Annotated in this window: 19 protein-coding genes and 2 pseudogenes; 1 reads left to right on the top strand and 20 read right to left on the bottom strand. The window is 37.3% G+C overall.

What is annotated here, in order from left to right; all coding sequences use genetic code 11:
- Positions 1 to 41: 41 nt before the first annotated feature.
- The 20 genes and pseudogenes from FGL89_RS00655 to FGL89_RS00565 form a co-directional block, all read right to left on the bottom strand.
- A complete protein-coding gene (locus tag FGL89_RS00655; RefSeq protein WP_014974378.1) occupies positions 42 to 563 on the bottom strand; it encodes an Asp23/Gls24 family envelope stress response protein in 522 nt (173 codons plus the stop codon).
- Positions 564 to 584: 21 nt separating this feature from the next.
- Positions 585 to 794 carry a DUF2273 domain-containing protein gene (locus tag FGL89_RS00650; protein ID WP_050995376.1) on the bottom strand — a complete coding sequence of 70 codons (210 nt, stop codon included), beginning with the start codon at positions 792 to 794 and terminating at the stop codon, positions 585 to 587.
- A 15-nt stretch (positions 795 to 809) separates the two neighbouring features.
- Positions 810 to 1,364: an alkaline shock response membrane anchor protein AmaP gene (amaP, locus tag FGL89_RS00645; RefSeq protein ID WP_014974380.1), complete on the bottom strand. Its 555-nt coding sequence runs from the start codon at positions 1,362 to 1,364 to the stop codon at positions 810 to 812.
- Between the two features lie 24 nt (positions 1,365 to 1,388).
- Entirely contained in the window at positions 1,389 to 1,634 is a 246-nt protein-coding gene (locus FGL89_RS00640) for a GlsB/YeaQ/YmgE family stress response membrane protein (RefSeq protein ID WP_014974381.1), read from the bottom strand.
- Positions 1,635 to 1,735: 101 nt separating this feature from the next.
- A complete protein-coding gene (locus tag FGL89_RS00635; protein WP_041773212.1) occupies positions 1,736 to 2,605 on the bottom strand; it encodes a fructosamine kinase family protein in 870 nt (289 codons plus the stop codon).
- A gap of 464 nt (positions 2,606 to 3,069) precedes the next feature.
- Positions 3,070 to 3,609: a serine O-acetyltransferase EpsC gene (gene epsC / locus FGL89_RS00630; RefSeq protein ID WP_041773213.1), complete on the bottom strand. Its 540-nt coding sequence runs from the start codon at positions 3,607 to 3,609 to the stop codon at positions 3,070 to 3,072.
- An 11-nt stretch (positions 3,610 to 3,620) separates the two neighbouring features.
- The gene (locus FGL89_RS00625) at positions 3,621 to 4,763 is read right to left on the bottom strand and encodes a trans-sulfuration enzyme family protein (RefSeq protein WP_014974384.1); all 1,143 of its coding nucleotides are present in this window, start codon (positions 4,761 to 4,763) and stop codon (positions 3,621 to 3,623) included.
- Positions 4,764 to 4,773: 10 nt separating this feature from the next.
- Entirely contained in the window at positions 4,774 to 5,688 is a 915-nt protein-coding gene (locus FGL89_RS00620) for a PLP-dependent cysteine synthase family protein (protein ID WP_014974385.1), read from the bottom strand.
- 286 nt (positions 5,689 to 5,974) lie between these two features.
- The gene (pgmB, locus tag FGL89_RS00615; protein WP_014974386.1) at positions 5,975 to 6,649 is read right to left on the bottom strand and encodes a beta-phosphoglucomutase; all 675 of its coding nucleotides are present in this window, start codon (positions 6,647 to 6,649) and stop codon (positions 5,975 to 5,977) included.
- Positions 6,642 to 9,014 (bottom strand): glycosyl hydrolase family 65 domain-containing protein, encoded by a 2,373-nt coding sequence (locus tag FGL89_RS00610; RefSeq protein WP_147000257.1) that lies wholly within the window; start codon positions 9,012 to 9,014, stop codon positions 6,642 to 6,644. Before FGL89_RS00610 ends, pgmB begins: the two co-directional genes overlap by 8 nt.
- Positions 9,015 to 9,042: 28 nt before the next feature.
- The gene (locus FGL89_RS00605; RefSeq protein WP_147000256.1) at positions 9,043 to 11,079 is read right to left on the bottom strand and encodes a PTS sugar transporter subunit IIABC; all 2,037 of its coding nucleotides are present in this window, start codon (positions 11,077 to 11,079) and stop codon (positions 9,043 to 9,045) included.
- A gap of 61 nt (positions 11,080 to 11,140) precedes the next feature.
- Positions 11,141 to 11,284, bottom strand: a pseudogene (locus FGL89_RS00600) (UTRA domain-containing protein); the annotation flags it as partial.
- Between the two features lie 47 nt (positions 11,285 to 11,331).
- Positions 11,332 to 12,153 (bottom strand): annotated as a pseudogene (locus FGL89_RS00595) (IS3 family transposase); the annotation flags it as partial.
- Between the two features lie 5 nt (positions 12,154 to 12,158).
- A complete protein-coding gene (locus FGL89_RS00590; RefSeq protein WP_068226413.1) occupies positions 12,159 to 12,434 on the bottom strand; it encodes a transposase in 276 nt (91 codons plus the stop codon).
- Between the two features lie 25 nt (positions 12,435 to 12,459).
- Positions 12,460 to 13,077, bottom strand: coding sequence for a UTRA domain-containing protein (locus FGL89_RS00585; RefSeq protein ID WP_147000255.1), 618 nt, complete (start codon positions 13,075 to 13,077; stop codon positions 12,460 to 12,462).
- A 263-nt stretch (positions 13,078 to 13,340) separates the two neighbouring features.
- Positions 13,341 to 14,747, bottom strand: coding sequence for an NAD-dependent succinate-semialdehyde dehydrogenase (locus FGL89_RS00580; RefSeq protein ID WP_014974390.1), 1,407 nt, complete (start codon positions 14,745 to 14,747; stop codon positions 13,341 to 13,343).
- A 196-nt stretch (positions 14,748 to 14,943) separates the two neighbouring features.
- The gene (locus FGL89_RS08770; protein ID WP_014974391.1) at positions 14,944 to 15,078 is read right to left on the bottom strand and encodes a hypothetical protein; all 135 of its coding nucleotides are present in this window, start codon (positions 15,076 to 15,078) and stop codon (positions 14,944 to 14,946) included.
- Between the two features lie 48 nt (positions 15,079 to 15,126).
- Positions 15,127 to 15,252, bottom strand: coding sequence for a hypothetical protein (locus FGL89_RS08765; protein ID WP_014974392.1), 126 nt, complete (start codon positions 15,250 to 15,252; stop codon positions 15,127 to 15,129).
- Positions 15,253 to 15,336: 84 nt separating this feature from the next.
- Complete coding sequence (locus tag FGL89_RS00570; RefSeq protein WP_014974393.1) at positions 15,337 to 17,019, bottom strand: glycerophosphodiester phosphodiesterase family protein; 1,683 nt, start codon at positions 17,017 to 17,019, stop codon at positions 15,337 to 15,339.
- Between the two features lie 37 nt (positions 17,020 to 17,056).
- Positions 17,057 to 17,530 (bottom strand): YagU family protein, encoded by a 474-nt coding sequence (locus FGL89_RS00565; protein ID WP_014974394.1) that lies wholly within the window; start codon positions 17,528 to 17,530, stop codon positions 17,057 to 17,059.
- A 123-nt stretch (positions 17,531 to 17,653) separates the two neighbouring features.
- Between FGL89_RS00565 and FGL89_RS00560 the strand changes: the two genes are divergently transcribed.
- Positions 17,654 to 18,196 (top strand): GNAT family N-acetyltransferase, encoded by a 543-nt coding sequence (locus FGL89_RS00560; RefSeq protein WP_014974395.1) that lies wholly within the window; start codon positions 17,654 to 17,656, stop codon positions 18,194 to 18,196.
- Positions 18,197 to 18,214: the final 18 nt, after the last annotated feature.

Genomic DNA, 18,214 nt, shown 5'->3' with positions numbered 1-18,214 from the left:
ATGCTATGATTTTATCAAAAATTTATAAAATCACAGTTACATTATTTCACACGCTCGTCACTATCACTGGTTGCCTGTGAAACTGTATTTTTAACTGTATTCACACCATCAGACGTCTTATCCTTAATGGTATCTCCGGCATCAGACATGCGATCTTGTAAGGTCACTTGCGCATCATTAAACTCTCTTTGTGTTTGAATATCAATAACTTCAACATTCAATTCCACTAACTTTAAGCTCGTTGTCTCATCAATTTTTTTGGCAATAACTGTTGTGAGTGCTTTATAAATATCATGTGCATTATGACCAAATTCCATAATAATATTAAGATCAACAGCTACTTGTTCTTTCCCGACTTCAACTTCAATGCCTTCGACAGGATTGTCACTGTTGACGATCTTATTTTTAATGTTGGCAATGAACCCACCATCAACACCTAACAAACCTGAGACGTTTTCAATGGCATAACCAACAACTTTCTGAATCACTTTATCGTTGAACGTCAGTTCACCTTTTGGTGCTGTTTGTTCGGTAGTATTTACACTTGTGTTTTCTCTAACCATGATCATATTCTCCATATTCTTTTATCGTTGATTTTTTCGCGTAACAAGCTCAGAAATACGTGAAAAGTCAATTTCATACTTCTCAACTAAGTAACCTAAACCCGCAGCAATGAGTGTCACGATAGCTATAAAAATAGTATTCAGCAAACCAACTGTCACTATCAAGATGGCTAACACAAAACCCACACCACCGCCAATAAGCATATTCTTTGTCTTCTGTCTTTGCATCATTCATACTCCTGACTGTTAAATCACACGCGTGGTTTTTCGATTGCCCTTAGTTGCCTGATTAATTTGCATATCGACCTTAATCGGTGCTCGGTCAACACCAGCCAATAAATCTGTCAGTTTCATTGTTAAAGTATTGGTTATACGTGGCAACTCCTCTATTGTATAACTACGATAAACAGAATCAGCAACAATATAGAATTTCTTATGACGACGCGTATTTTTAACTGTCACTTTAATATTGGATAAACCTTCACCAGATAATTGTGTTCTTATAAAGTGACTGATTCCGGCATTACTTAATGCCAAGCGACCTTGTTTTGTTCGACTAATTGGAATATTGGTTCGCTGTCCTGGGGTGAATAGTATGACAAACAAGATAACAACAGTTAAGATTAACAAACCAATGCCATAATTACGTATAATAGTTTGGCTATCTGTCATGACATCAAGATTAAAACGTTCTAATATTGAAATCAGCAGGTCAACAATACGGGGCCAGAGTATCAGCAATAGACCGATCAAGTAACTAATTGTTACTAAACTTAACACAGCTTTCTGCCATTTTTTCATATTATACCCTTCTTATTTCTTACATCAGTTTCTTGCCCGAATACCGAGTACTGCCGAAACAACCAAAACAAGAACAACTGCACCAATGATGGAAGGTATGATAGCCATGCCTGCTAAAGTTGGTCCCCAGTGACCCAGTACGGCCTGCCCAATAGCTGATCCAATAAGACCCGCTAAAATATTACTAATCCAACCCATTGACTCGCCGCGATTGGTAATCGCACCGGCAACGGCACCAATGATAGCACCTACTATTAATGACCAAATCATAATTTCTTCCTCCATTTCTTTCATTCATATTACCTAGTACCTACAGTCTAACATTTCTAGTAAACGCTTACAAATATAACGCTTCATATCACAGCCGATGCTTAACGATTAATCTTTGACAAAGTATTAGTTACAGCTTGCTGATAACCAATACCAAATTGCGATAAATGAAACATCAAATAATATAGTTCATAAAATAATACACGCTGTTCAAAACCAGCTACAACGGGATATGTTTCTTGATAGCCACGATAAAATTCAGCATTAAACCCACCGAAAACCTGTGTAATACCTAAATCAAACTCACGATCACCATAAAAAACAGCCGGATCAATCATTATTGGACGACCATCCAAATCAAACATAAAATTACCTGACCACAAATCCCCATGTAGTAAGACCGGTTGGGGTTGATAATCACCCATGAGCATTTTAAAACGTATAATAGCTTTCTGATAAGCACGCTCTAGAGGCAATGACCAGACACCTTGCTGATGACAAAATTCCTTAAGTGGTTCTAATCGCTGCTGAATAAAAAATTGACTCCAACTTGATTGCCAAGTATTATCCGCTGTAAAAGTCCCCATAGTAAAGGCTTCACCAAAACCGTAATGATGATTTGGGCTTGCCTTTTGATGTATATGCGCTAATGCCTGTCCTAATGCAAAATCATCCCCATGAGATTGATGTGCTAAATAAGACAATACGAGGTAGGCATCATTTTGCCAATAACCAACAGATAACACTTTTGGCACTTTTACAAACTGTTCGAGCAGCTTCAAACCATTAATTTCATGAGTGAAGAATGCTTTAGTATGATTGGGCTGAATCAATAAAAAAACGCGTCCCTGTGTTGTTTCTAATTGATAAGCCTGATTAATGTCACCTCCACTAACAGATTGAACCTGTCTAATGGGACCTAATTTCAAATGTGATATAAATTCTTGATTGAGCACGTATCGCCTTTCCATTGAGTATTGATTATAACCATTCAAAACAGCATCACTTTTCAAATACAATGCACTGACTCTTTTTCTTAACCATTTCAATTTCTCCTTTTGATTACTTTATGAAACTCACGCTCTCGTATTGCGTCAATTCTATACGTCGTCTCACTGTGTTGCAACGAATTCGCTTGTGCACAGATTCATTTAGCAATAAATGTTGATCAATCTCCGCATAACAATCATTGAAAAAGACCGAAATAACCATCGCGTTAAGATTGACACGCTCACAATAAAAAGCACACAGTAAATGACGACTGTGTGCTTTTTTAAGTACCTCTTTTAGCAATGACATACTTAAGACTATATGCCTTAAATACAGTCCGCATATTACAATTACAAATGATAATATTGACGCCGTGAAATGAAATGATTAACAATTTCTGTTAGGATTTGGACGATCATATTAGGAACCATATTAACTCAATTATTCAAATATCATCATTGGTATGAGTTTTTTTTTCAAATGAAGCATGTTGGATCAACCGAGCTGGATTACCCACAGCAGTCGTATAAATTGGTACATTTTTGATGACAACTGCATTTGCGCCAATTTTACTATGGCGGCCAATCGTAATAGCACCTAGCAATTGCGCATGTGCCCCAATGAAACTATGAGGCTCAACATGGGGATGACGCAGACCATTTGTTTGCCCACGTGCGCCAAGGGTAACCCCGTGCAAAATGGTAACATCATCTTCAATGACAGCAGTTTCACCGATGACAACACCAACACCATGGTCAATAAAGACCCGACGGCCAATTTGCGCTCCAGGCGCAATGGTAATACCCGTTCTTTTTGTCGACCAGCGAGCAACAATTGCTGCAAACAAAGGATGATGTTGCAAATGCAACCAATGCGATAAACGATGGTAGCCTAACGCATGCAAACCAGGATAAGTTAAAATAACCATCATTAAACTTTTTGCTGCAGGATCTCTTTTGAGTATAGATTTAGCGGTATCAAACACATGAATCACCATTATGATTTAAGTTGTTTAAAACTTTGATCCAAGTCCGAAATCAAATCATCTATATCTTCTACACCAACGGATAGTCGGATTAACTCATCTTGAATACCATTAGCTAAACGCGTATCACGGGGTATTGCCCCATGTGTCATTTTTGATGGGATTTCAATTAAACTTTCCAATGCACCTAAGCTTTCAGCCAAGGTAATCACATTCAAACGCGAAACAAATTTTTCTGGATTTAATCCGGCAACCAATTCAAATGAAATCATCGCACCAAAACCTGCCATTTGCTTACTAGCCAATGTGAAATCAGTATTTTGGGGATCTCCAGGGAAATAGATGCGTGCCACATCTGCCTGCGTACTAAGATAATCAAACACGACCTGTGCGTTATATAGATGTCGCTGCATTCTGAGTGATAATGTTTTCATACCACGCTGTAATAACCAGCTATCTTGTGGCGATAAAATGGCACCAATAGCATTTTGTAAATAACCAACTTTTTCACTCAACTCAGCATTTTTTGTTACCACTAAACCAGCAATCAAATCACTATGTCCACCTAAATATTTAGATGCACTGTGAATAACAATATCACTACCTAAGTCGATAGGTTTTTGAATATAGGGTGTTGCAAACGTATTATCTACAATACTCAATATATGATGCTGTTGGGCGATTTGCGCGATTCCTTTAATATCAGTAATTCGTAATAAAGGATTTGTTGGTGTTTCCAAATAAATGGCTGTCGTATTATCTCGGACTGCTGCCTCAACAGCATCCAAATCACGTGTATCAACAATGGTAAAGGTCATCCCCATACGTTTTAAAACACTATCAATTAATCTAAATGTGCCACCATATATATCATTACCAACAATAATATGATCACCGCTTGAAAATAGTGCAAATACCGTACTAATTGCTGCTGACCCTGATGCAAAAGCGAAACCACTATGACCATTCTCTAAATCTGCTATTAATTTTTCAACCGCTTCACGGGTAGGATTGCCTGATCGCGAATATTCATATTGCGATTCTCCAATTGTCTTTTGCTTAAAAGTTGAAGCCATGTGAATTGGTATCGACATTGCACCACTTGTTTCATCAATGCTAACGCCACCATGGATAAGTTTTGTATTAAATTTCATTTTGTATCCCTCATTTCGAATAAATTTGATCACTCATATAACGTTCACTACTATCAGGGAAAATAGTCACAATATTACTATTTTCAGGTAATGATTCTGCTAATTTTAAACTAGCTGCTAATGCCGCACCACTGGAACTACCAATAAACAGTCCCAAATTTTTAGCTGCCTGACGCACTTGATAAAATGCATCATCATCACTAATTGTCATAATTTGATCTATTGATATTGTGTCAAAAAATGGTGGTATAAATTCAACACCAATACCTTCAGTACGATGTGAATGCGCGGGTCCACCAGCCAAGATAGAACCTTCTGGTTCAACCACAATATTTTTAATACCAGCATCCTGCTCGTTTAAATATTTTGCCACACCTGCAAATGTACCGCCACTACCAGCCCCGGCGACAAAAGCTGTAATTTTTTGCTCACTTAAGTCTTGTATGATTTCCGGTGCAAGTGATTGATAATATGTTGCTGGATTAGCGGCGTTTGCAAATTGCATTGGTATGTAACTGTTATCAATTTCCTGAGCAATGGATTTTGCTTTTTCAATCGCACCTGTGATGCCCTCACTAGCAGGTGTGTTAATAATTGTTGCACCTAGCGCCTGCATTAATTGTTGTTTTTCATAACTGAATTTTTCTGGCACAACAAGTATCGTACGTAAGTGATGTTGTTGCGCAGCCAATGCGAGACCAATACCTGTGTTACCCGCAGTTGGTTCAATAATAGTTGTATTCTGATTAATAACTTGCCGCTTTATACCATCAGCAATCAGAAATTGTCCTAGACGGTCTTTGATACTGCCACCAGGATTAAACATTTCTAGTTTTGCGAAAATGTGGCTGTGGTTGGGAATATTAACTTGCAAATCAATCAAGGGTGTCCGACCGATTAACTGCGATACATTAGTAATATACATGAGACATTCCTTTTCTTTATCTAACTCAAACAAAAAGCGCGTAAATTCTTATGAATTTACACGCCTTCAATAGTTAAACTACTCGCAGAACCATGGAGTGATCTGATTATAGTTCAGACCAAAAGTTCACACTTAACAAGCAGTACAACATCGAAAACGTGTCGTACTGCAGCAGTTAAATTGCATTGCTAAGTCTTTTGGTGCCATACTGAACTCCTAAAATTGAATTGATATCAGTTTACTATATATGAGTTAGTCTGTCAATTAGTTATCTATATTCTCATTATCACACAGATAACTGTTTTTTAATATTGTTCAATGTTAAGTTCTCAGTTTTGTCAAACCACAGTTCTGGGTTTGCTGTTTTTGCTGCCGAACCAATGCCTAAAGCAGTTTGACCAGCACCCTTAATTGCCTCAACACCAGCGCTGGCATCTTCTAATCCAATAATTTGACTAGGCTGCAAATTTAACAATTCCCCAGCTTTCACAAAAATTTCTGGGTTTGGTTTGCCATGCGTTAACGTGGCTGGATCTACAATACCAACAAAATAAGATGTTAATTCCAATTTTTCAAGAATACTTGGCGCGTTTTTTGATGCACTTGCCACACTAGCAGTGTAACCTTTATCCAGCATATCATCCAAAAATGATTTAATGCCTGGTAAAATATCATCAGGGGTCACTGTGGCAATGAGAGTGCGATAATGGGCATTTTTTTTATCAGCTAATTGTTGCTTTTCTTCTTGGCTGTACTGTTTACCTTGAGGATCTGTAGCTAAAATCATATCCAAGGACGCCATACGGCTAATCCCTTTTAAATGATTACCTATTTCAGCTGACCATTCAATACCCAAATCATCCGCTAAATCATGCCATGCGGCTTCATGAAACTTCGCTGTATCGGTAATCACGCCATCTAAATCAAATGTAAATCCCTTAATATCTGAAAATTCAACCATTGTACGCCACCTTTTTTTCCTGATTAGCTAGTAGGTTCACTTGTTCCCCACAAATTAACAACGTCATATCTTGATCACTTACTACGGTAATTGTATTTGCAGTTATTTCAATTGTTAATCTAGTCCCATGATATTGTTGCATGAATTTCAATTTAGTCCATTGTTGAGGCAACCGTGGATTAATCTGGAACTGACCATGTAATATGTCCACACCTGCGTAGTCATTTTGAATGACTGATAATGTTTGACCCATGACACCCATGTGAACACCCTCAGCAGTCGTGCCACCCTGAATATCATAATAATCAGAGCCGATGGCATCTGTCAAATAGTCATAGGCTTTTGATTCAAAATCAGCATTTCCCTGACGTGCTAGTTCGACGTAAATACCAGCAAATACTGGACGAGAAGTAGTCGAACCATGAGTCGTTCGTTCCAAATAATAAGACGTATTTTGGCTCAGCCAATCGTCAGCTAATTCATACCCCAGTTGTACAATCAAATCATGAGTTTGTTGTGCACCTAAGTTGTATATGAGCATGAGGAAATCTGCTTGTTTAATCACTTGATACTCATCAGGTGTTTTACCTTCTGCTTTTAAAATACGGTCAATACGATGAATATCACCATACTTATCTTCATATGCTTGGAAGTCTAGTGGTTTTAATTGACTAAATCCTTGGTACTGTTCAACAATACCTGACGCACTAATTGATAACTTTAAATGATAACGTAATGCTTGTGCTTTTTGTTGCTCTTCATGTGTATAGCCTATTGATTCAGCTACACGATCAAAATCTAGTGGCTGTATTTGTTTTAAATGATGAATATAGTTCAATAACCAAACAACCATGACATTGGTATACGCATTGTTAGGTAACCCGCCCGTCACTGAACCTGGTACTTCTTCGTGGAATTCGTTTGGACCCATAACACCTTTAATACTGTAGCGATCACCGTCTTTTTGTGCCTTATTAATCCAAAAACGGGCAATTTGAATTAACATTTTAAGGCCGTCGTCGGCTAACACGTCCGTTTTCCCAGTCATTTGCTGGTAAACCCACATATCATAAGCTATGGCTAGAGATACATGTCTTTGTAAGCGGGAATTATCCGGAATCCACGTATTGTCTACCGTATTTAAGTGGATAAGCTGACTCTGCTCATCACCATACATGCCTGACTGCCAAGGATACATTGCCCCCACTTCATCTTCACTTATTGCATTTTTTTCAGCAGCCGATAAGCGATGAATACGATATTGTAGCAGCGCTTTTGCTGATGTTGGTTCATTTGCAGAATAATATGGTAATGCAAAGAGTTCATCCCAGAATATGTGACCACGATAACCCTCGCCAGTCAACCCACGAGAGCCAACCGATGCATCTAAATAAGGATTCGCATGCAGATTGGCCATCTGATTTAAGTGAAAAACATTCATACGTACCAATTTTTGCATCGCGTCATCACCAACAATTTCAATGTCTTTTGTACGCCATAATTCTTGCCAGTATTGGTAAGAATTTTTCTGAATCTTTTCAAAATTTGTTTGGGTCATCTCATTATGGACAAACTTATGAATGTCTCCAGATGTCTCCAAACTACTTGCGATAGCCATGACACGCTGAATAGTGACAGGTTGCCCAGCTTGACCATTAATTTCATAATGATCCTGGAGGCTTGTATCTGTTATCATGGTCTGTTTGGATACTGTGTTTTGCCCAGTTGAGTGAGTCGCAATCGCAACTACCACATCGCTACTCAATGTTTTAATGGTCATTCCTGAGTCAGTAATTGAAGCAATTTTAAATTCCTTTGATTCAAACTCTCGATAGCGTGCTACGTTATTATTTTCAATGCAACCATCGATGATAGCATCAACAGTCAGCGGTACATCATAGCTTGGGGTTATTTTACATTCAAGTGCTAAACAATGCCACTGAATTGGATCAATTACTTTTATTGACTCAATATCAACAAAATGAGTCGTATCATCATCGATTTGTACACGATATGCATCCTTTAATTCACCCGTTTTAAAATTGAGTGTACGATGCAATGATTTTATCGTGTTTGGATTAACCACTAAAGGTTGTTCATTAACCGTCACTTTCATTAGCTGAACGTTAGGTAAGTTAACCAAATCTTCATTAATTACTTGCCGATCTGCCACGGCTGTTGATGTTTGATTAAACACACCTGCTGAGTAAAGCCCTGGATAAAAATCATCATCATAGCGATTAGTAACTAATGCGCCACGCCAACCTAGAAAGCCATTGCCTAAGCTAAGTAAACTCTCACGACCATAATTTTTAACACCACCGACAACATCATCATAGGTCAATAACCAATTTTTTTCCGTCATGTTAACTCCTTTTTTATAGCATAGTTTGTTACTTATTCACAGCGTCTTTAAAAGCATTTTTCTTTTCAACTGTTTTTACTTGTTCTGTGTCACTATCCTTAAATCCAAATAAGTAAACCATGACAAATGCAACAGCAATTGTTGCAATGGAAGCAATCCAGAAAATAAGCATATTGTTTGGGTCACCTGCTTGACCTTTTGGTACAGCAAACGATGGGAACCCAATTAATGAACCAGTAAATCCATACATGTTCAAGTTGAACAAACCGGCAATCAAACCACCAACAGCACCACCAATATTTGCCATCCAGAATACACGACCATATTTCAAGTTGATACCATACATTGCTGGTTCAGTAATACCAGCCATTGCTGACAAGAATCCAGCACCAGCAAGCCCTTTAAGTGAAGGAATCTTTGTTTTAGCCCAAACAGCAAGTGCACCGGCACCTTGAGCAATCATGGTAAAGTTAACAATCGCATTTAATGTTGAATGACCAGTTTGTGCAATTTCATTGGCAATCAGCGGCACAACCATCCAATGCAAACCGAAAATAACCAAAACTTGATATAGACCACCAATTATCAAACCAGATAATGGATAGTTCAATTGCAACAACCAGTTAACAATGTTAGAAATACCTTGTGAAGCTAAGGTAATTGTTGGTCCGACAATAATTAACACGGCAGAACCAACGATTAACAGTGTGAGTAACGGTTGAAAAATGGAACGTAATACTAAAGGTAGATGTTTTTTTAGCCAATTGCCTACCGGGCGTGCTAACCATGCTGCAAAAATAATGGGAAAAATTGAGTAAGCATAGCTAGGAATATTAATTGGTAACCCGAAGAAGCTAGCATTCAAACTAACACCAAATAATGAGCCGAGTGCTTTAGTGGGTTGAATAATATTATTATCCATCACATGAGGATTGGTAATATTAATAAACTCGGGCTTGACTAAGAACGCCCCAATTGCTGCAACAACAAACGGATCACTCTTCAATTGTTGTGCGGCAGAGAACCCAACTAATATTGGTAAGAAATAAAATGGCGCCATTGCCATGGATTGTAATATCGTAAATGTATTTGATGCTGGATCAATAAAATAAATGGTTGAAAACGACGCCTTATTTGATACTAAACTTAAGAATCCATTTAACATACCACCTGCAGCTAGTAAACCAATTATTGGCATCATCGAACCAGTTATGGTTCCAATCACTGTTTGGAATGCATAAATTAGTGGGTTTTTAGAAGCATTATTCTTAGCTTGGTGTGCCTCATCTGGTATATCTGCCATAACGCTTGAGCCAAGTTGTTCAACAACTTCATCATAAACATCGGCAACCGCAGGACCAATTACAACTTGGTATTGACCTAGAGAATCCGAATAGTTAACACCAGCCACACCATCTAACTGCTCAACCGCTTGGTCGTTAGCAACATTGTGGTCTTTTAAATAGAATCGTAAACGTGTAATACAGTGAATAACGCTATCCACATTTTGTTGACCGCCAACACCTGCAATAATTTCTGAAGCTAACTGTGAATACTTACGGCCTGAATGATCAACAGCTTTTTGTTGAGGTACAGCAGATGATATATTTTTAACGGTAGCACTAGCAACTACTTCACCAATAGTAGCCTTTTTGTAAGTTTGCATAGTTAAAGCTTCTAACAAATCATCACTATTGGTTATGACAACCATTGTTGTTGTTGACAGGTTAGCTGAAGATATGGCTGCCAAATCAACACTTCCCACATCATCTCCAGCTTTAACAACATCACCTGTTTTAATGCGCCATGAAAATGGTTTGCCATTTAAACCATTGGTATCAATACCAATATGTATTAAAATTTCAAGCCCATCTGAACGACGCAAGCCAAAAGCGTGTCCTTGCATGGCAATAACTTCACCAGACACTGGTGCCACAATCCTATTTCCAGTAGGTTCTAAAGCGAAACCATCTCCCATGACCTTATCAGCAAAGATTGGATCATCTACATCCGCTAGTGGTATTAACTGACCGGCAAGCGGCGCTAATATATCTGTATTAACCATTATTTTTCTCCTCTATAACTGTTTTCCACTTTTTTAAAATCAAAGAAATCTTATTATTCAATTACTGTCGTCGTGCAAATTCAACACTTTTAAAACGGTCTCCTCGATGCCTAGATTCTGTAAAAGAGATAATACGGCCATCATTTAAAAAAGTTTCAGATCTAATCACTACGATAGCCATCGGTTCAGTGAGTGACATCAATTGCTCATAAGTCAATAATTCGGAATGTTTTTTATCTAGGGCTGAACTGATTAGGCAACTTTTATTTTTTGATTGGCAAGACTGATTCTTTCGTTGTTGAACCAATGAATATACTTGGACACATCTAAAATTAGATGTGCAATCGATGGAAACCGGAATTGATAAATCATTTCACGCTTTAATAGGGAGTGAAAACTTTCAATTTTGGCATTATCATATGGATGTCCTAGTTTTGAATACGAATGATCAATTTTATGTCGCTTTAACAAATTTTCAAAGCCAAAACTAGTGAACTGACTGCCCATATCAGTATGTAAATAATTTGGTTTTTTATCAGTTGACAGCGATCTTTGTAGTGTTGTAACTACCAATTTGGTATCCATCGTGGCACTGATTTGATGGGCTAATATCTTACGCGTTTGTAACTCTAAAACTGACGCTAAATAGACCCACTGACCATTACTCAACTTTAAATAAGTGATGTCCATGCTCCAAGCGTTGGCTTCGGGTGAATGCCTGATTAAGTTGGGACGTTGACGATAATCAACAGTTGTCGTTGGTTTGTTAAATCGACGACTCATGACAGAGTATATGCCAGCTTCTCGCATTAAACGACGAACTCGGTTGGTGCCATGATGCAAATTCAGATCAGCTAATGCTAATCGCAGACGTGGCGCGCCATAAGCTTTATAGTTATTTTGCCAAATTTCACGCAACAAAGCTTTTAAGATCGTGTCTTCTCGTTGTCGTTGGCTCTCAGTATAGTGAACCCAATCAAAGTAGGTACTTTTGGGTATTTTGAGTAGGCGAAGCACCATCATGAGTTTAAAATGCTGTTTTAGCAATGATTGGACAATAGGAAAATGGGTCTTACGTGTTACTTGCGATGTTCGCCCAGCAAAACTGCCGCAATTTTTAAAATTTCGTTTTCTTCTTTGAGTCTTGCGACTTCTTTCTGCATTGCATTAAATTGGGCGCGAGTCACTGGATTACCGGTAACGTCCGTCCCAATGATTTGGGCTTTCTTCACCCAACCCGTGACGGTTTGTACAGCCAAATGGTATTCATTGGCTAGAGAATTAGCAGAACGTCCCTCGTTATACAAGGTGACAATTGATGACTTAAATTCTGTTGAGTATCGCTTAGCTTTCATAATATAAAAAAACTCCTATACTTGATTATCTCGGATTATGCCCTAGAAATAAAGCGGTCCGGATTTTCAGTATACGAGCAAATTGTCTATCAACGGCATTGGCATTTTCAATCGTGATTGTTTTCTTAGCATAACTTATAGTCATCCCTTGTTCTTTTTCAAATAAATCAAATAACGACAAGGATGGTGTTAATGCCGTCAGTTCTGGAATAATTGATTTTAAAACATAATCACGATCAATGATAACTGGCTCATTATCTAAATACCTGAGACGTACAACTTTCGATGAATGCACATCAATATCAGATCGATAATCAAAAACTAACGGTACATCCTCATCACTAATGGAAATGAGCTTTGTGCGCTCATCCAGTTTGAGACGCGCAGCTAATTCTCGGTAACTTTCAACATGTGAGATAGGAAAAGAGAAGCGATTTTGATTGATAACGTAAGTTCCTCTACCTCTGATACGAATCACATATCCTTCATCTACTAACATGGAAACAGCTTTTCGCGACGTCTCGCGAGCAACTTTATAGCGATTCATCAATGCAAAATCACTAGGTATCGCTGTGTTATCTGGATATTTGCCATCGGTAATCTCTTTCAATAATTCATCATGAATGTATTGATATTTACTCATTGCCACTTCCCCTTTCCTTGACCTCAGATTAAATATACCATTAAATGTAAGCGTTTACAATATTGGCAACACTAGTTTTTTAACTCTTGTATAGACAAGTTAGCTAATTAGCAACATGCACCAGACTTTTAAATCTAGACAAGATTTTTTGAGTCAGTACTAATAGATTGTACTAAAAAAACTAACAAACATTAGCTTGAAATGTTAGATTTTCTCTATGAGAGATATCTACTTCCAATACTTAATTTGTTAGTTTTATTATTTTAGACGAAACCACCGAATGCATCATTTAAGTCAATGGGTTCATGTTTTGTCACAATTGTTTGTTTGTTGACAAATGCATTAATGCCTAAGTCACCTAATTCACGACCATAACCTGAATTCTTAACACCACCGAAAGGCAATTCTGGCAATGTACCGCCAAAACTATTAACAAAAACAACACCAGTTTCAATTTTGCTAGCAACTTCAGATGCATGTTCAGCCGAACCACCAAAGAGCACACCACTCAAACCGTAATTTGAATCATTTGCTAACGCAATAGCTTCCGCTTCATCTCTCACCTTATAAACTTGTCCAACTGGACCAAAGAATTCTTGATAATATGCAGGATTATCTTTGGTAATATTAGTCAAGATAACCGGTTCAAATAAAGCAGCTGGTTGGTTTTGCTCAACACTACCAAAGGTTAATGTCGCTCCAGCTTCAACAGCATCTCGAACTTGTTTCGTCAAGTTTTTCTTAGCTTTTGAAGTACTTAATGGGGCTAGTGTCGTTTCAGGATCCATTGGGTCACCTAACTTGGCACTAGCAAAAGCCGTTTTCAACATTTCAACGATTTTATCATAATTCTTTTCGGTAACGATAAAACGTTTAGATGACGTGCAGACTTGACCAGCATTATAAAGTCGCGCACCGCCAATAATTTTCTGAATTTCTGATAAATCAGCATCATCTAGAACAACAAATGGATCACTACCACCTAATTCTAATGAACTTTGCTTCATATTCTTACCAGCTTCAGCAGCAACCAGTTGACCGGCACGCTCAGATCCGGTTAGTGCCACCCCCTGAACACGCTTATCAGCTATAATATGATTCACTTGATCATAATTAATGAATAAATTAGTAAATACGCCATCTGGCAACCCAGCTTCTTGGACGATCTTTTCAAAAGCATCAGCTGCCATAGGTGTATTACTGGCATGCTTCAATAGCATGGGATTTCCAGCCATATAATTTGGTGCAAACACACGCATAATCTGATAATATGGGAAATTCCAAGGCTCAACCATCAGTAGCACACCAGTTGGACGAGAAATAATCTGAGCAGGGCCAATTGAAGATTGGATATCACGTGGCTTCAAAAAGTCCGCCCCATTTTTTGCATAATAACGGGCAATTGATACACTCAAAGCAACTTCACCTTGTGCCTCAACGAATCGCTTCCCCATTTCTTTAGTTAGAATTTTGGCAAGTTCATCTGCTTTAGATGACATGACATCAGCGAGTTTGTTGAGTGCATCAGCACGGCTGGCTATAGGATCGTTACGCCATTGCTTATACAATGCGTCCCCTTTTGCAATTGCTTCCTCAACATAGGCATCATCATGGTTGTCGTATGTCTTAATCACTTCATCCGTAAACGGATTAACTGTTTGATAGCTCATTCTTATTCGACCTTTCTTTAAAAACAGAATCACTATAATTAACAACAGCTTAATTATAGCACCAACATCTGAATGACGAAAAACAATCAACTTGTGATTTATTAAGCAATGATCCCCGTTTTTTACATATAAAAAGGCACCAAACAGCCATAGATGTTCAGTACCTCATATTACCTTAACTAGCTAAAAATCATAATTAGCCATGAATTTTATCTTCTAATTTATCACCTAAATTATCAACACCCTTAGCGGCAAAAATAGTACCGCCAACAATAACACCACTCACAATAAGTGTTGATGCCAACATGAATTTTAATACTGATTTTAACATAAAAACCTCCTAGTTTATCTCTTGTTAAATAATTACGTGAAAAGTAACTTATTTTTCTTGATGTCGCGAACGTGAATCCTTAATTTCATGATAGATACTAAAAAGTAATTGCACAGCAGCTAATAAAAGTGATAATTTACTCCAAAAACCAGTGCCAGACTTTATCTTCTTCATGTTAAATGCCTCTTTCTGTTCGTTCTCTATTGTTGCCTTCAGTATAGCTTTTCAACACAACCATTGCAAGAAATATGTTTATGACTACACACCTGACTTTTGAAACAGAATGACACCTTCTAGTGCTTCTGAATAGGTCGGTTGCCCCTTGATTTGTTGCAATTGACTACGGACTCGTTTTGGATAATCCGTAATAAAACCGCGTACCCCTAAGACATAACCACTAGCAACATCCTCGGGTCGATTAACTGTCCAAATGTATAGATCTTTATTTTGCTTATCAATTTCACGAACCATAGTGGTATTGACATTTGAATACTCAATACTGTAAAAGTCGTTATTTTTAGCACTATCAATTGTATTTTTAACGGGTGACAATAAACCAGTTCGGATCTTAAGATATTTGCTAACGCGCTTTAAAGCATTTTGATTAAGTGACTGTATTTCAGCATGATTTTCTTTAAGTCGTGTCTTATATTTTGTTGTAAATGCTTTTAACTGCTGATTTGTAATGGTATCACTGATTTTTAGTTCCACCAATAATTTTTGATGATAGTGATTGGCTAGCTTTAAATACTCATCAAAAGTGCTCAAATTAAAGTCTTTTTTACCATCAACTAACGTTAATTGTTTAAGAACTGACCATTTCGTTTCTTTAATTGTAAAGCGCTTTCCCTCTTTGTCAGTAACTTTACTGTCATGACTTAAGACATAAACGCCATCAATTGTTCTTTGAATATCAATCTCGATATAATCAGGTTGCGCTTGACTGACTTTTTTCAAATTGTCAATCACATTCGGTGTCGCGTGTAAGTGACTAACTCCCTTATGAGCAATGACTAAATATTTTTGATTAGGTAAGCCCATCAGTTTGCCAGAGAATGTCACACTTGAAATACTAACAACCACTAGCACCACTAAACTGACTACATTAATTAATAATGGCTGATTAGCAGAGCCATTATTTAACGATTCTGGTGTCGCTGCTTGACAAAAAACCGCAATTAAGTATGCTGTTAGCCAATAGAAAATACCCGTCATAACAACAACTAATATATTAGCAGTCAATCGCCTGATTGTTACTGGTGCTATGACATCGCAAACCTTTTGCATATAAATAATGACCAGTAAGCTCATAATAAGTATCCCAATTACCTCTAACAGAGCTAAGAAAAGACGTGTTTTCAAATGGCCTCGCTGCCAACTGTTTTTAAAACTTGCCACAATACTGTCTCGTGATATGACGACTTGATAGATAAAATAGCGGGACTTTATCAGTAGTAAAATAATTAATAAATAAATAGCCCAACCTACCCATGGTAACCAGACACCAGCAAGTACCATATCCAAAAAAGTTTTAGGAATAGTCAAGTAGTAGGATAGTGGAAATTTAAAACCAAATTGGTTAAGCGGTAGTGTCATTAGTAAAATAACAACGCTGTAGAGGTGTACCCTCCCCGTTTTTAAACCGTTTAACAGGTTAGTCCAAGAAAACTTATTCCAAAACCACAATAAACTACTCAGCAAAAGTACAACATAAAGACCCCATAAAAATAAATAACCAACACCAGTAATCGCATAATTTCCCCAATATGTCAGAAGATAGGTCATTAAACGATTAAAATTATTTGTTGGAATCAGGTAAGTTGGTGGTTGATGGCTTTGCAAAAAATTGATACTATAGTCAGAAAAAATATTAAATAAAAATATGACCAAAATCACCATAACAACGCTTGAAAAACTTCTACGATTATTTATCTTAATCATAAATTATGCTTTCTTTATTCAAAATGAGTGTCAACAATTACTTTCCCAGTAACGCAATGATAACAAAATAGATAGACCATGACCATACAATATGTCCGAAAAATTCAGAAAAGTGTTCGGCAAATGGCTGTTTTACTGGTGAAGGCACAGTTTTTAGTAGTGGTAGAATCACAATATGGAAAGCAAACCAAATTACAATGCCGTATAAACTCCCCTCCCAAAGCGCAATAATAGGTAATATCTTATAAGTTAAGGCAAGTAACACTGCAAATGTAACAGAAAAACCAAAGTGCATTATCAGCGCCGTGTAATAAATTTTTTGATCCTTAGAATAATATACGTATGCATGTGTTACCCGACGTGGTACACCAAGTTGCTGTAATAGTTGCTGCGGTGGATTTGTCTCATCTCGTGCTTGACTCCTTGGTGGTAAAATTGTTTCCCAGCCAATTTTAACCATACCAGAAATTAATCCAGCCATAATACCAACTACAATACTATTAATAAACATTAAGTTATCCTCTCAAATCTTTTCTTGCTAAATTATATCATAGCTGTTTTATTCAATACTCACAAGTCTTTAAACTAGATATATTATTTATTTTTAGTATAATATCAGTTAGAGGTCATTAATTTGTTTACATTCGATACATTTTTCATCAATCATTTAAACATTGCACTTGTTTTCCCAGAAACATCTCACGCGAAACCATTATTCGATGCTATTAATCAAGACCGAGATGACCTATCGCGCTGGATGCCTTGGGCAAAAACAACACAGTCAATCGATGATGAAATCAAATTTATTAATTATGCACGTATTCAAAATGCTAAAAGTACTTTATTTGAACTAGTTATTGTTGCCAATAATCAAGCTGTTGGCATGATAGATTTGCATCATATCAGTCCCACTAATAAAACAGCTGAACTAGGTTATTGGTTGGCTAGTCAGTATCAAGGAAAAGGTATCATCTCAGAATCAGTGAATCGTTTAGTAGCATTTGCCTTTAATCAATTAAACCTACATAAAATAATTTTACAAGCCGACAGTGAGAATGATAAGAGTATCGCTGTTGCACAGCGACTGGGCTTCAAACATGAGGGCTCACTAAAAGATCAAATAACATATCAAAATCAGTTTAAAACACTCGAGGTTTTTGCCAAATTTTCTCATTAATTTTAAAATATAAAACAA

It is taken from the genome of Leuconostoc carnosum (assembly GCF_007954525.1).
GTDB classification, from domain to species: Bacteria; Bacillota; Bacilli; order Lactobacillales; family Lactobacillaceae; genus Leuconostoc; species Leuconostoc carnosum.
This window is presented reverse-complemented; position numbering and strand designations above follow the sequence as displayed.